The 15322-nt window shown below is 61.8% G+C and carries 11 protein-coding genes; 5 read left to right on the top strand and 6 right to left on the bottom strand.

Annotated elements, in window-relative coordinates; genetic code table 11:
- The 3 genes from D0550_RS05375 to D0550_RS05365 form a co-directional block, all read right to left on the bottom strand.
- Positions 1-690, bottom strand: a 690-nt coding sequence (locus tag D0550_RS05375) for an IS110 family RNA-guided transposase (RefSeq protein WP_153067044.1), incomplete at its 3' end; no start/stop codon positions are given.
- A gap of 273 nt (positions 691-963) precedes the next feature.
- Positions 964-2028 carry a phytase gene (locus D0550_RS05370; protein WP_116808076.1) on the bottom strand — a complete coding sequence of 355 codons (1065 nt, stop codon included), beginning with the start codon at positions 2026-2028 and terminating at the stop codon, positions 964-966.
- Between the two features lie 170 nt (positions 2029-2198).
- Positions 2199-2660 (bottom strand): Lrp/AsnC family transcriptional regulator, encoded by a 462-nt coding sequence (locus tag D0550_RS05365; RefSeq protein WP_116808075.1) that lies wholly within the window; start codon positions 2658-2660, stop codon positions 2199-2201.
- 138 nt (positions 2661-2798) lie between these two features.
- On the opposite strand from D0550_RS05365, the gene ald reads away from it, so the two are divergent.
- On the top strand, positions 2799-3911 hold the full coding sequence (gene ald / locus D0550_RS05360) for an alanine dehydrogenase (RefSeq protein WP_116808074.1): 1113 nt from the start codon (positions 2799-2801) through the stop codon (positions 3909-3911).
- A gap of 119 nt (positions 3912-4030) precedes the next feature.
- Here ald and D0550_RS05355 read toward each other — a convergent pair whose 3' ends face one another.
- Entirely contained in the window at positions 4031-5905 is a 1875-nt protein-coding gene (locus D0550_RS05355; protein ID WP_116808073.1) for an MFS transporter, read from the bottom strand.
- A 184-nt stretch (positions 5906-6089) separates the two neighbouring features.
- Here D0550_RS05355 and D0550_RS05350 point away from each other — a divergent pair, with 184 nt between their 5' ends.
- The 3 genes from D0550_RS05350 to D0550_RS05340 all read left to right on the top strand — a co-directional run bounded on the left by D0550_RS05350 (position 6090) and on the right by D0550_RS05340 (position 9384).
- Positions 6090-6698, top strand: coding sequence for a rhomboid family intramembrane serine protease (locus tag D0550_RS05350; protein WP_116808072.1), 609 nt, complete (start codon positions 6090-6092; stop codon positions 6696-6698).
- Positions 6699-6755: 57 nt separating this feature from the next.
- The gene (locus tag D0550_RS05345) at positions 6756-8195 is read left to right on the top strand and encodes an alkaline phosphatase PhoX (RefSeq protein ID WP_116808071.1); all 1440 of its coding nucleotides are present in this window, start codon (positions 6756-6758) and stop codon (positions 8193-8195) included.
- 199 nt (positions 8196-8394) lie between these two features.
- Positions 8395-9384 carry a S41 family peptidase gene (locus tag D0550_RS05340; protein WP_116808070.1) on the top strand — a complete coding sequence of 330 codons (990 nt, stop codon included), beginning with the start codon at positions 8395-8397 and terminating at the stop codon, positions 9382-9384.
- Positions 9385-9388: 4 nt separating this feature from the next.
- On the opposite strand, the gene D0550_RS05335 is transcribed toward D0550_RS05340, so the two are convergent.
- The gene (locus D0550_RS05335) at positions 9389-10486 is read right to left on the bottom strand and encodes a saccharopine dehydrogenase family protein (protein ID WP_116808069.1); all 1098 of its coding nucleotides are present in this window, start codon (positions 10484-10486) and stop codon (positions 9389-9391) included.
- Between the two features lie 170 nt (positions 10487-10656).
- On the opposite strand from D0550_RS05335, the gene D0550_RS05325 reads away from it, so the two are divergent.
- Positions 10657-12666: an alkaline phosphatase D family protein gene (locus D0550_RS05325; protein WP_206606100.1), complete on the top strand. Its 2010-nt coding sequence runs from the start codon at positions 10657-10659 to the stop codon at positions 12664-12666.
- A gap of 7 nt (positions 12667-12673) precedes the next feature.
- Here D0550_RS05325 and D0550_RS05320 read toward each other — a convergent pair whose 3' ends face one another.
- Positions 12674-15319 (bottom strand): fused MFS/spermidine synthase, encoded by a 2646-nt coding sequence (locus tag D0550_RS05320; RefSeq protein WP_206606099.1) that lies wholly within the window; start codon positions 15317-15319, stop codon positions 12674-12676.
- Between the last annotated feature and the right edge of the window lie 3 nt (positions 15320-15322).

Raw genomic sequence — 15322 nt, 5'->3', positions numbered from 1 at the left:
GGCCACCATGGCCGTGGCAGTGAGCAGACCGACGCCCGGAATCGACATCAATCTTGTGCACGTCGCGGATTGCTTTGCCACCTCGGTGAGCTGCTTCTCCAACTGACTGATGCGAACCTCGAGCAATCGAATGTCCTCAAGCATCGTACGCATCGTCGGGCGCAGAAGTTCGGGCAGTGTCGACCTTGGATCAGCGAGCGAGCGTCCCATCTGCTCCAACCCCAGTCGCGCACCCTGAGCAACGTAAACACCAAACTCGCGACAGAATCCGCGCAGCGCATTGATCTGCCGAATTCGGTCTCTCATCCATAAGGCACGCGCGCGGTGCAGACTTTGTAAAGCCTGTTGTTCGACGGACTTGATCTGCACCGGCTGAATGTCCGCGCAGCGCGCCGCTTCCAGCAGTGCTGCCGCATCCGCTGCATCGGTTTTATTGCGCACCCGATATCGGCGGACATAGTGCGCCGGCAGCAACCGCACCTCGATCCCCTGGGCGCTAATCTGTCTGGCCCAATGATGCGCGCTGCCACACGCCTCCATGACTACTAACGACGTCGCGCTGTTGTCGAAGCAGTGAGAAAACCGAGCTCGTGTCAGACGCTGCGTGCCACAGGGCTTCCAATCCGCATCGGCAAACGCCAGCTGGAACACGTTCTTTGCGAGATCCACAGCACAGGTTGTAGCATGCATGGCGGACTCCTCTTGGCGTACTGACCCTCAACATCAGTTGGCACAATGATGCCGAAGACCAGGGGGAGTCCATCCCATCATTTCCGCGGAAACTTCCGCTGCCGCAAGTACCTCTGCTCGATGTCCACTTGCGGCTGAAACGTCCACCTTGATCTGTATGTGCGCGCCGGCAGGCGAACAAACCTCTGGTAAGGGCGGCGTGCCCCGCAGCAGCTCGCGCAGCACGCCGACATGGCCGGGCCCGTCGCCCCGTCTCTTCCCGTGCCAAACCTCTTACAGCGCCGGCAATCCCAACGCCTCAGCAATCCGCTCCCACGGCACCAACTTAAAGTTCTGCGCCGCGGCGGGAGACGTGTTCTTTCCATCCTGCGCCACAAACACACCATGAGGGAACGCGGAGCCAAGCGAAGCGCTCGTTACGTCGATGCCATCCGTATCGCTCGTGCCATCAATCCTCTCCGGACCCTGCACGATGGCGAACTTGCCGATGTACTTGTTATCACCGTTGCGCTGATACACGTTGTAATCATTCGAGCCTTGACTCGACACGATCACATAGCCGCTGTCGCCGGGGCCGTAGTAGATGGTCACACCCTCGGCATCATCGGTCAGGTGGCCCTTCGCCACCGTATCAATAGAAGTGCGAGCATCGCCGCCATCGGGCGCAGCGGAGTAACGCCAAAGCCCCACGTCCTCTTCGGCAATGTACAGAGCGCCTGTGCCATCGTCCGCCGCACAACCTTCCGCCTGTGAGCCAACGCCGAACTCACGAACCAAGCGAGCACCAACGCGCTCGCCGCGCGCTTCGAGCTGCCATTGTTTGAAGTGACCGGTGTCGGCATCGTTGGCGAACACAAAGTAGTCGCCGTCAGAACTGCGATACATGCACAAGCCATACGGATCGGGCATGCCAGTGGCGATCTTGCCGTCGGCAACGTTACTGAGCCGGCCATTGGCGTCCGCGGCATACAACGCCAGCGTTTTATCAGTGCGGTTGGTGGCAGCGACGATCGCGACTTGTTGGCCGCTGAGCGGGAAGTCGTAGCGAAGGTCGACGTTGTTCATGCGGCCATCGGGCAGCCGCTGCACGCGCTTGCCGGTCAGGTCGTAAACCTCGAGGCCGTTCTTCTTATCAGTGCCGATGATCAGGCTGCGGGAAGGATCGGTCGGATGCACCCAGATGGCCGGATCGTCGGCTGCATCATTCGAGCTGGCGACGGGTTCTGTCTCAACGGATGCGAACACGGGCTTTGCGGATTTCGACGGGAGACCGTTCTGGGTGAGGCCGCAGCCGGCGAGCAGGGCGAGCGATAGGGCGCAAGGAACCAAACGTGACATTCAAGGACTCCGCCGACGCATGGTGCGCCGGTATGACAGATGAAATCTTAGCGAGCGGATGTTGCGATTCTTCTACGTCGTTGCATTCACTGTACCCGCCGCCGGCTGACGGGCACCTGTCGAGCGTCGTCAGCGGGGGGTCAGTTCCGTAACGTCACTGTCATCTGGCATCAGCGGATTGGCAGCTCACGGGCCTTTTGCACAGTGCGCAGCGCGAAGCTGGAATGGACTCGGGCCACGCCAGGGAGGCGGGTGAGGTGCCTGCTGTGAAGGCGTTCGAAGTCGGCCGTATCCGCGACGACCACGCGAATGACGTAGTCGTAGTCGCCGGTCATCAGGTAGCACTCCATCACCTCGGGAATCTTGCGCACGGCCTCTTCGAATTTGCGCAGGTCGGTTTCGTCCTGCCGGTCGAGGGTGATGTTGACGACCACGTTCACCGGGCAGCCGACCTTCTGCTGGCTGATCAGCGCGGTGTAGCCCTCGATCACGCCCGATTCCTCGAGTTGGCGGATGCGGCGCAGGCAGGCGGATTCCGACAGATTGACGCGCTCGGCGAGTGCGCTGTTCGGGATGCGGCCTTCGTGCTGTAGCGCCTGGAGGATGGCGCGATCGAAGCGATCGAATTTCATGGCGCAAGAAGCCGTCAAGATCCAGGAGAACTGTCGCAGAGTCTGCCACAAAGTCCCTGGATAGCGCCTGATTGTGGCAGCTTCCTGCGCCGGCACGGCCCTACATTTTTCCCTGGTGTCGGGCTCACACGAGGTTCTATGCGTATTGGCGTCCCGAAAGAGATCAAGAATCACGAATATCGCGTGGGTTTGGTGCCTGCCGGCGTGCGCGAGCTGGTGGCGTCGGGTCACCAGGTGCTGGTGCAGAGCACGGCCGGTGCCGGTATCGGAGTCGAGGACGCGGCCTATGTCGCGGCGGGGGCCAGGATCGTGCCGACCGCGAAGGAAGTGTTCGACGGGACGGAGATGGTGGTGAAGGTCAAGGAGCCGCAGCTGGTCGAGTGTCAGATGCTGCGCCCGGGTCAGGTTCTGTTTACTTATCTTCATCTCGCCGCGGATCCTGCGCAGGCGAATGCGTTGATGGCGTCGGGTGCGACGGCCATCGCTTATGAAACAGTCACTGCGCCGAATGGTTCGTTGCCGCTGCTCACGCCGATGAGTGAAGTCGCGGGGCGCATGTCGGTGCAGGTCGGTGCGATGACATTGCAGAAGGCAAATGGTGGATTGGGTGTGTTGCTCGGTGGCGTGCCGGGCACGGCGCCCGCGAAAGTTGTGGTGCTCGGTGGTGGCGTATCGGGTGCGGCGGCGGCGGAGATTGCAGTCGGCATGCGTGCCGATGTCACCGTGATCGATCGCTCGTTGAAGCGCTTGCGTGAGCTCGATGCGTTGTTCGCGGGGCGCTTGAAGACAATGGCGTCGACCGCCGAAGCGATCGAATCGTTGGTGACTCAGGCGGATCTGGTCATCGGCGCGGTGCTCATCGTGGGTGCCGCTGCGCCGAAGCTCGTGACGCGCCAGATGGTGAGCAAGATGCAGAAGGGCGCGGTGATGGTGGATATTTCCATCGACCAGGGTGGCTGCTTTGAAACCAGCCGACCGACGACGCACGCCGATCCGACGTTCGTGGTCGATGGGGTCGTTCATTACTGCGTGACCAACATGCCCGGCGCCGTGCCGCGCACCTCGACGTTCGCGTTGACCAACGCAACGCTACCTTACGTGAAACTTTTGGCCGATCTTGGCGTCGAAAAGGCGCTGGCTGCCGATCCGCATCTGGCGGCGGGCTTGAATGTTCATGCCGGCGCCATCACGTGTGAGGCCGTGGCCAACGATTTGAAACTGGCCTATCAGCCGTATCGTGTCGCTGCTTGACGACCAGGCAGTACCTTTGAACAAGTGTCAACGTAGCGCCACAGTGTTGTCATAGCCGGCGTTGACACTCCGATCCCCCTGTTGAGCCCGTCTTATGGCGGGCTTTTTTTTGGGTCGATTTACTGAGCCGCGCCACGCAGCTCGACGACTCGCTGGCGCAGGCTTTGCAGGTCGGCCCGCTCGGCCGGGATCGGCGCGCCGGCCCGCAATGTGATCTTGGCCAGGAAGCGACGCGGCCAGCGTTGCCACACTTGTTTGTATTTGCGCGAGAACATCGAGTCCCACAGGCCCGATAACGACAACGGCACCACCGGCACTGGTGTTTCGTTCAAGATGCGCATCATGCCGGCGCGGAACTCGCCGATCTCGCCATCAGGTGTGAGCCGGCCTTCGGGAAAGATACAAACCAGATTGCCGGCGCGCAGCTCGGCGGCCACCAGCTGGAACGCGCGCTCGTAGACTTCCGGATCCTCCTTCTGGGGCGCGACTGGAATTGCCTTCATGCCGCGGAACAGGGTGCTCAGCACCGGAATCTTGAAAATGCTGCTTTCCATGATGAAACGAATCGGCCGCGGACAAGCCGCCGAGATCACGATGGCATCGGCGAAGCCAACGTGATTGCAGATCAGCAGCGCCGGGCCTCTTTCGGGAATGTTCTCGATGCCGCGGCGGTCGAGCCGATATACGAAGTGGATCAGCAGCCACGCGACGAAGCGCAGCAGGAATTCGGGTACCAGGCTGTAGATGTAAATGGCGACGAACGCGTTCAGCACACCGGTCAACAGCAGCAATTGCGGAATCGTCATTCCAGCGTGCAGTGCGAGTGCGGCAAAGCCGGCTGCAACGACCATGAATACCGCGTTGAGAATGCTGTTGGCGCCGATGACGCGCGACATGATCTCGCGGCGCGTGCGCTGCTGAACCATTGCGTAGAGCGGCACGATGAACAGGCCGCCGAACATGCCGATCAGTGCCATGTCCAGCAGCACGCGCCACGAGCCTGCCGCTTGGATGAAGTCGCGCGCCGACAAGTTGTTGCCTACCAGCGCCGGCGTCGCGAAAAACAGATCGACCGCGAACACCGTGAGGCCGATGGAGCCGAACGGCACCAGGCCGATTTCCACTTTGCCTCCCGACAGGCGCTCGCAGAGCAACGAGCCGATGCCGACGCCAGCGGAGAACATCACGAGCAGGACGGTGACGACCTCTTCGCTGCCGCCGAGCACGTCCTTGGTGTAGAGCGGCAACTGCGCCAGCACCAGTGCGCCATAGAACCAGAACCAGGAGATGCCCAGGATCGAAAGAAACACGGTGCGTGACTCACGGGCAGCGCGCAGGTTTTCCCAGGTCGACGTCCAGGGGCGCCAATCGATCTCGAGCGTCGGGGCCGCCGGTTGCAGTTTTGGAATCGCGAGACTGCTCAGGAACCCGAGCAATGCGATTGCCACGAGCGTCGTGATGATTAGTGGAATGCTGCCGTCGGCGGCGAGCAATCCGGCGACCAAAGTGCCGAGCACGATGGCCACGAACGTGCCCATTTCCACCATGGCGTTGCCGCCGACCAATTCCGCGTTACGCAGTACTTCGGGCAACAAGCCGTATTTGGCCGGCGCGAAGAACGTGGAGTGCATGCCCATCAGGAACAGCGCGGCGAGCAACACTTCCATGCTGTGTGTGGCGAAACCGAGGCCGGCGATCGCCATGATGGCGATTTCGGCGGCCTTCACGAACTTCAGAATGCGCGACTTGTCGTAGCGGTCGGCCAGTTGTCCGGCCATGCCGGAGAACAGCACGAACGGCAGGATGAACAGTCCGGCTGCAACATTGGTCAACAGTGCCGGCTCGAGCCGGGTATAGCTCGTGGCGTGGTAGGTTGCGACGATAACCAGCGTGTTCTTGTAGACATTGTCGTTGAACGCGCCGAGCGCCTGGGCGCCGAAGAACGGCAGGAAGCGGCGTTGGGACAGCAGTTTGAACTGAGATTGTTCGGCCATTCGCTCGACCGTGAGTCCGACCTGGGCGGCATCCTACACGTTTGGGGGGAACTGCTGCGCCCGGCCACGGTCGAAATCCAGGACCCCTTGCTGTAACCTCGATCCCCTTATGAGCCCACCGCATGGTGGGCTTTTGTTTTGGAGCTTGCTTTAACCGATCCCGGTTCGCCCGCATAGAGCGTCGATGCCGACAATTACGCCCGTCAATAAAATACTGATCGCCCTCAACGTCGTCGTGTTCGGCCTGCAATATCTGCTCGGCGGGCTGATCGACGTGCTGTTCGCATTATGGCCGCCACAGGGGGCGCAGTATGGCTACCCCGCATTCCATGTCTGGCAGTTGCTGACTTACGGGTTCATGCACGGCGGGTTCGCGCATCTGTTCTTCAATATGTTCGCGTTGTACATGTTCGGTTCCGATATCGAACGGTTGTTCGGCACGCGGCGCTATCTGGTGTACTACTTGCTGTGCGTGATAGGTGCCGCGATGATGCATCTCATCGTCGTCACTGCGGCGAGTAGTCCGCCTTCACCGATGGTCGGAGCTTCGGGCGGCGTCTTCGGCTTGCTGCTGGCATTCGGCATGGCGTTCCCGAAGCGCACGTTGTTGCTCCTGTTTCCGCCGATCCCGATGCCGGCGTGGCTGTTCGTCACGTTGTACGGCATTCTCGAATTGGTCATGGGCGTGACGCAGACCATGGCTGGTGTCGCTCATTTCGCACACCTGGGTGGCATGGCCACCGGCTTCGTGATCATCCGTTACTGGCAGGCGCAACGACGCAGGCGCCGCTAAGCTTCACACGTTGGCTGCCGGCCGCGGTTCATCTCGAGAAAGTTGAGAGGCTCAGCAATGACCGATCAAACTCGTGATCCGGGCACGGATGAAGTTCGTCCCGTGTGCAATCGTCGTGAATTCATCCGCAACGGTGTGGTGGGGGTCGCGTCGATTTCTTTTGCTGCGATGCTTGCGCGTCGCGAAGCGGGTGCGGCGCAGCTGCCGTATTCCGAGGACTATGGGCCGGTCGCTCCGGTCAACGATCTCACTACCGGCCTGCCGCTGATCGCGTTGCCCGCCGGATTCACGTATCGCAGCTTCGGCTGGACCGGTCAGCCCATGAGTGACGGTCAGCTCACGCCCAGCCGGCACGACGGCATGGCCGTGGTCGCGGCGAAGGCCAGCCAGATCGTGCTGGTTCGCAACCATGAACAGAGCACCGACGGCGTCGCGTTCAATGCGCCCGCTGCTTACGATCCGACCTATGCTCGCGGCGGCACGACCAATGTATTGTTCGATACCGTGACGGGTAAGTTCACCGGTTCCCACGCTTCGCTCACGGGCACAGTGCGTAACTGCGACGGCGGCCGCACATATTGGGGCTCGTGGCTGAGCTGCGAAGAAACCGGCGATGTTTCTCCAGCCGGCGTGCGGCATGGCTGGATCTTCGAAGTGCCTGGCTACGGCGCGGCCACGGGTCAGCCGCTGTATGCGATGGGCAAGTCGGCGTGGGAAGCCGTTGCTGTCGATCCCATCACCGGCATCGTGTATCAAACAGAAGACGCCACGCCGAGCGCGCTCTACAAGTTCGTGCCGAATCATTACGGCAAGCTGCAGCTGGGAGGCACGCTGTGGGCGCTCAAGGTAGCGGGCGCCGACGACTTCAACTTCAGCGGCCTGAACGACGTGTATCTCGATTTCCCCGCGGGTACTACCTGGGACGTCGAGTGGGTGCAGGTGACGGATGTTGAAGCGCTCAATGGTCGCGTCTACGACTCCGCTCCGAGCCGCGCTGCCTTCGCGCGTCTGGAAGGTGCTTACTACGACAGCGGCAAGATCTACTTCGTCAGCACGAGCGGCGGCGTCGCTCGTCAGGGTCAAGTGTTCTGCTACGACCCGAATCGCGAGGCGTTGACGATGGTGTTCAATTCCGCTGGTGCCGGCGTGGGCAACAACGAGGCCAACAATCCGGACACCATCACTGTCAGCCCGCGTGGCGGCATCGTGTTGTGTGAAGACGGTGGCAACAGCCCCCAGCGTCTGCGCGGTCTGACACAAGACGGCGGCACGTTCATCTTTGCGGAGAACCGCATGAACTTCACCGCTGCTCAGTTGCAGCAGGCCGACACGGCGTTGAATGGATTGGGGCAGGTTGCCAAGCTCGTCTCAGCGGGCAATTACGCCAACACCGAGTGGTGTGGCGCGTGCTTTTACGACAGGTGGTTGTTCGCGAACCTGCAGACGCCGGGTATCACGCTCGCCATCACGGGTCCTTGGGACAGCGGCGCGCTGTAAGGGTGACATAGCCCACGGCGCCGTCTTTCACGCTCAGTCCTGCGACGATTATCGCGGCACCGGCATCAGAGATCTTCGAGCAGTAAGAAACGAGGCAGAGCACGATCGGGTGAGGCCCGGTACGGGTCTCGGGAACGGCTTGCCGGCGTTTCAATCCAATGGGTAAAGCACGACTTCGTCGGGAATTTGCAGGAAAAACATGCCGGGAATCAAGTCAGCTGCCGCAGCCATGGCTGCGCTCTTCATCTCATCCGCATTTGCTGCGCCTGTCACGGATACGGATCGGAAACAAGTGCTGGATGCGGTCATCGCGCATCTGGAAAAAGAGTACATCGATCCGGACGTAGGCCGGCGCGTCGCCACGAAGCTGCGTAACAAGTCGGTGCAAGAGTTGCTGAAGAACGCAGGCGACGGCACTGCGTTCGCGGCAGCATTGGGAGATAAGTTGCGAGCGGAGACGGGCGACGGTCATCTCAATGTCGAGTATTCAGAAAAAGAGCTGCCGTCGGATCAAGCCGCGGCGGACGCCGGGTTCAGCGAGCAGGAGAGGGAGCGCTACTACGGCGCGCATGTGAACTTCGGTGTGCGCAAAGCAGAGCGTCTCGACAACAACATCGGCTTGCTCGACCTGGCCGTGTTTCCTCCGGCCAGCATGGGCGGCGATACCATTGCCGCAGCGATGCAGGTCATCGCTCACACCGACGCGCTGATCATCGACCTGCGCCGCAATGGCGGCGGCGAGGACACACTCGCACTAGTGGCGAGTTATCTCTTCGATACGCGGCAGCCGCTCAGTGGGATCTATCATCGCCCGTCCGGCAAGACGACGCAGAACTTCACCTTGCCCTATGTTCCCGGCGCAAAGTTCGGCGGGACCAAGCCTGTGTACGTGCTGACATCGAAGCGAACTTTCTCGGCGGCAGAGGCGCTCGCTTACGATCTGCAGGCGCTGCAGCGTGCGACCATTGTCGGTGAGCCATCGGGCGGCGGCGCGCATCCCTTTACGTACAAGCGCATTCATCCGCACTTCGTTTTGTGGTCGGTCGTGGAGAAATCGGTGAATCCCATCACCGGCAAGAACTGGCAGGGCGTGGGTGTGCAACCGGACGTGTTGGTCGATCAGGCGCAAGCCTTGGACAAGGCGCTCGCGCTCATTGCGGAGAAGAAGGAGCCGCGGGCGGTAAAGTAACGCGTCAACCCACGACGACGCGCAGGTCGAGCCCGTCGCCGACGGCAATGATATCGTCGGCGGTGAGCAGGCCCATACACGGCATGGCGCCGCGAATCGATATCTCATCGCGCACCAGCTTGCGCGCCAATGCGATAGCAGGGAAACAGGGAATGAAGGGACCGTGATCCTGGTCGGCCAGCAGAAACCAGTTGCGCACGGCAGGCTCGCCGTTCAGTCCGACGCCACGAACGGTTACATGCATGGCGCTGCGCTTCGAGCCGTAGCGCGCCAGGGCGCTCGCGGTTCGATGTAGCGTTGGCACCCAGCTTTGCAGCGATGTGAGCAATCCGATCCGCACCAGCCACGAGGCGAGCCAAAGCCCGATCATGCTCGAGGCCGGGCCGACGCCGGCACGGAATTGCACGGTGTGGACCGGGCGATAGCGCTCAGGAAACAAGTCGAGGTCGGGAACGTCGCAGTTCGCGATCCAGCGGCCGTTGATCGGGGTGGGATACAAACGACGGGTCAGATCCTGCCAGCCGCGCGCTTGCCGCCATTGTCCGTCGCGCCATTGTTTGAATGGCTTGCCCGCATAGGCGAGGACGCCATCCATCGTCGCTTTGCCGGGCGGTCTGGCACCAGAGCTGATGCCGTGATCGATGCTGTCAATGGAGGCGAACTGCGCGCCGAGTGCATCGACGACCGCGGATGAAAGTGCAGGCAAGGAACTCGCGCCGCTAACGACCAGCGCATCATTCAGTTTTGCCTCTGCATCGAGCGCTTTGATGCCGCATACGAACTCGCGTCCATCGGCGAGATCGATGTAGTGCGCACGGGCGGCAACACAGGCGCGCGGTACTGAGTAGCTTTGCCCTTGGAACGGACCTGCCGTGTGAACCACCACAGTGGCGTTCACTTTGCGAAGCTCGGCAGTGAAGTCGCTTGCGTGAGCGTCGAGGCGAAGGGGTTCCGCCGCGCCGCCAATGTCCTGCGCGACGACAGTCGCTTGCTTCAAGTCGCGACCCGAAACAAACACCCGAGTGTTGGGCTCGTGTGCCAGCGCCGCGACGATGCGACGGCCGAAGTTGCCATACCCGCCAAGAACGGCTACTGACTTCATGAGTCAGCTCAAAGACCTGTCGACGGTAGGGAGCATTTCGCAGGCATCCGTGTCCATCACGATACATTCCTGGGGTGCAGACAGGTCGGATATGAGCATGGGGCGCGACGAGCTGCCATTGGTTCGGCAGCTGCGGCTCATTATAGTGATTGTCACGATAGGAGGTCACGATGATGCACAGATTGACCCGGCGTGAGCTCATTCAGGCGGCCGCTGCGATGGGCGCGACCCTGGCCCTGCCGGCTGCGCAAGGCGCAAAGCCTCGCACGTGGCGTGAGGCGCCTGACATCTTTGCGGAGGGCGTGGCGTCGGGTGATCCCACCAGCGACAGCGTGCTGCTTTGGACACGAGTTTCGGTGCCGTCGAAGGTTTCAGCGGTGCCATTGACCGTTGAAGTCTCAGACACGCCGAGGTTCGAGCATCTGGTGGCCAGTGCGAGTACGCGCGCGCTTGCGGCGGCGGATCATACCTGTCGCGTCCTCGTCGCCGGGCTCGAGCCGGCTCGCGTTTATTGGTACCGATTCATTGACGCGAGTGGCCGAGGCAGTCGCATCGGTCGCACGCGAACTGCAGCGGCGCCGGGCGATACCAATCCAGTCAAGTTCGCCTTCGTCAGTTGTCAGAATGTTTGCGAAGGCGCGCAGAACGCCTACCGTCGCATGATGTATGAGGACGAGCGCGCCGCGGCTGCGGATCAGCTGGCCTTCGTGCTGCATCTTGGCGACTTCATCTATGAGGTGATCGACTATCCCGAGGACGTGCCGGGTGGGCATCGTTACGACCGGCGCATTCGGGACGTTGTGCGTTACCCGCAAGGTGAGAAAGTCGGACGCTTTCATATTCCGGTGACGCTGGCCGACTATCGCACCGTGTATCGCGCGTATCTGCGCGATCCCGATCTACAGGCGGCGCGGGCACGCTGGCCGTTCGTGGCCATGTGGGACAACCATGAATTCTCGTGGATGGGCTGGCAGTCGCAGCAACGATTCGATCGGCAGAATCGCCCGGCGCAGACGCGCAAGGTCGCGGCGAATCAAGCGTGGTTTGAATATCAGCCAGCGCGCGTGGCGCGTCCCGGTAAGCAATCATTGGAGCGATTCAAGGCGCCGGCCGTGAAAGACGTGCCGTTGCAAACATTCGACGCTCATGGCCTGAGCTCGGAGCCCAACAACATTGCCGCCATCGACAGCTTGATCGGCTATCGCGCTTTGCAATGGGGTCAGCACTTGCAGCTGATCATTACCGATCAGCACAGCTACCGTTCCGAAGAGCCGACCAGCCGTCCCGAGGCGGCGGCGTTGGACAATCCGAATTTTCCGGAGCTGATTCCGCAGGAGATCATCGAGCGGCTGGATGCGGGGGAGGGCGGCAGGCCGCCGCAAACCATCCTCGGCCAGCGCCAGAAGCGATGGTTTCTGGAAACATTGCAGGCGTCGAAGCAAACCTGGAAGGTGTGGGGCAACTCACTCGGCACGCTGGACTGGCGCGCCGATCCGCAGAATCTTCCGGCGGGCGTGGGCGAGCGTTGGCCGGGAGCGGGATACGCTTGTTTCGGGGGTGGTGGCGACTACGGCACGGCGTATCGCGAGCGGGCAGAAATCTACGATTACATTCGCGACGCGGCGATCGCAAACTTCGTGACTGTCTCCGGAGATCGTCACAGCTTCTGGGCAGGGCTCGCCAGCAAGGCATTGCCACCGTCGACCTTCGATCCGGTCGGCGCTGCATTCATCACTGGGTCAATCTCCGCGCCGGGGCTGGTCGAAGCATTCGAGCATCGCTTTCCGAAGGATCATCCGCTACGGGCGCTGTACATCGCGGACCGCGGCGGCAAGCAGGAGCCGGCAGTGAACCTGCTGCTGCATCATGGGGTGCTCACTTGCCTGGAGTATGCAAAGAGCGGCGATCTGCAAGCGGCACTGCGGCTTTCCAATCCCAGCCTGGCGCCGCACTTGAAATTCCTCGATCTCGGCGGTCATGGCTATGCCACTTTGCGGGTCAGTGGCGAAAGTGCCGAATGTGAGTTCGTCTGTATTCCGAGGCCTCTCGAGCGCAGCTTCGTGAACGACGGTGGTCCGATGCTTTATCGGGTCCGGCACACCGTGGATCGATGGAAGGCGGGAGAGCGTCCGGTCCTGCGGCAGCAGGTAATCGAGGGCGATCCCGGGCTGTCGCTGTAAGCAGCGCTCATTGATGCTGCGAGTCGAGCGCATTCAACAGCTGCGCGGCTTCCGGTCGATCAGGCTGTACTCGCTGCAATTCGCTCAACAAGGAACGTGCGGCCAGGTTGTCCGTACCGGCGAGGGCGGCGGCCATTCGGACCAGCGGATCGTAGGCGGGGCGAAACTCCGGGCTGATCTGCAGCACTTCCAGCAGTGGCTCGCCTACTTGCGCCAGCATGTCGCGGACATCGGAGGTCGGGCGCACGTTGCGGCCCGCTTCGATGAAGCGATTGCGTGCCTGCCAATAGGCGGTGAGCCTGCGATCCCAATCTGAGTTTGGCTCGCCCGTGAGGATCTCCTTGGGGCTGACTGCGACGTTGCTGAGCAGTTCCACCAGGCGCTCGCGCGGCGTCGAGATGGGCGAGTAAGTGATGTTCGGCGCGCGATACGCGACGATGGGGCGATCGTCGGTGTTGAGCGGCGCGCTACCTGCAAAGGTCGCAAGCGAGCGCGGTCCGGCGATGAAGTTGCCGAGCAAGGCCAGGTCGTCGGAGATCCCGAAGCTTTCAACATTGTAGGCCTGCGCGCTAGCAAGCTGAGCGCGCACTTGTTCCGGACTGAAGAGCTCGTTATCGCGATGGGCGATCAATCCAAGGGTCGGCGTATCGAGGCTGAGCGTTGCGAGTACTGCGGAGCCCTGCGGATAAACGGCCAGGAAGGAGCGAACGATGCTGCGCAGAGTGTCCAGATCGAGCTGATGCAGTGGCAACCACTGGCAGAACAACCCTTCCTCGGCGAGCCGCTGTCGGACGGCTTCGAAGTGCTCGACTGTGTATAAGGAAGCGGAGCCGCTGCGGGCTGGATGAAAGTTGTCGGCGACGATCACATCGTATCGTTGCTCGCTCGTGCGAATGAAGCGTCGTGCGTCGGCGCTCATCGTGTGCATGCGTGAAAGATCGGCCGAGCGCGAATAGGAGGTCTCGAAGTGCCTGGCGGCGTCGATCACCTCCGGCACCAGTTCGACGACATCGACTTGTAGCGAGGGTTGTAACGTCGCCGAGGATGCGGTCAGTCCCGTGCCCAGGCCGAGAAACAATGCACGCTTCGGATTGGGATGGAGGAGGATGGGCAGGAGTGCCTGGCGCGCATCCGCGAGCAGGGTGGTGCTGCTGCCTTCCTGTTGGCGGTTGTTGATGTGCAGTGTCGCGACGCCTGAGTCGTCTTCGATCACGCTGACGCTGGCCATCACGCCTTCTAGATAACTGACTGAACGGCCGCCTTCCGGGATGTGCGTGTTGTGTAGCGATGGGCTCCAGATTGCGCAGGCTACGGTCGCTGCGACCATCGTCCATTGCACAGGGCCGGACCATGCGTTGCGCGCGGCTAGTAATAAGTAGCCGGCGGAGATGAGCAGCAAGGCGAGCTTCAAGCCGAGCATGGGCAGGAGCACGACACCGAAGAGCAGTGGCGCAATTGCCGCGCCCAAGGTGTTCACACCAATGGCGTGTCCGAAGCTGATGCCACCGTCGCGAGCGGTAGTGCTGAGGTGACTGAAGAGTGCGCCCATCACGATGGTTGGCAACAAGAATGCGATGACTGCGATGGCGACTTCACCCGCCAGCGCCGATGCGACGCTTGGGCCGAATGCGGCGATCAGCCAGTTCTTGATGTCGTCGGCGCCGGCGAGCAGGAGGGTACCGAGGAGGCAGGTGGCAGCGAGGGTTTGAATGAGCAGGGTGGCTGAGTTGTTGTTCGACAAGGGTTTGCCAGCCAGCCACCGCCCATAAAGCGCCGCGCCAATCGCTGTGCCAATCAAATAGACCGCCAGCAACAGCGCGAACGTATAAACCGTGTTCTCTGCGACCTGGCTGAGCGCCCGAACAACCAGCACCTCATAGCCGATGCCGAGCAAGCCTGTGGCAGCAAGCAGATACAGCACATGAGAGGGGCGACGCGCGACGTCGCCAACTGTTGTCGAGTTCGTTGTTTGGCTCGCACCGTTCGTTCGCAAACTTAGCGCGGCGGCCGCGCAGGCGAAGTTGAGGAGGGCGCAGGCGAGGGCCGAGTGCGCCAGCCCAAGTTGTGGTACGAGCCAGAACGCGGCGGCGATCACGCCGACGACGGCGCCGGCGGTGTTGGCTGCGTAGAGCGCGCTGATCGAAATGTTTCTCGATGGCGTGGTCGCGAACACGCGCTCCATCGCGGGCAGCGTCGCGCCCATTGCAACCGTCGCAGGAAGGAGCAGCAGCGCGGTGCCGAAGAACGCGATGAACCAGTGCCATGTCGCAGACGGCTGGGGGCCGATCAAGTCAAGCAACGCGCTCGACGCAGGCTCGAGCAGTGCGGCGAGCGTCAGGCTCCACACGCCGATGACAATCTCACATCCCGCGTACCACCGAGCCGGCCGCGCGCTCCGATCGATACGTGAGCCGAGCGTTAGCGCGCCAAGTGCCAAGCCGCCGAAGAACGCCGCAACGACAGCCAGCACGGCCGCCGATTCGTGACCGAGCCAAGACGTGCTCTGCTGAGTCCAGACAATTTGATAAGCGAGGCCGGCAAAGCCGGACGCGACCATTAATAAGCAAGCCAGCGCGATCTGACGCGAGCGCCCGCCCTCGACGCGAGCCGCCTCGGAGGCGGGGACGCTTGGAAATTGCTCGCCGGTGGCCATGCT

The sequence above is a fragment of the Steroidobacter cummioxidans genome, from assembly GCF_003104955.1.
The sequence above is the reverse complement of the archived record's forward strand: the minus strand, read 5'-3'. Positions and strand labels throughout refer to the sequence as shown.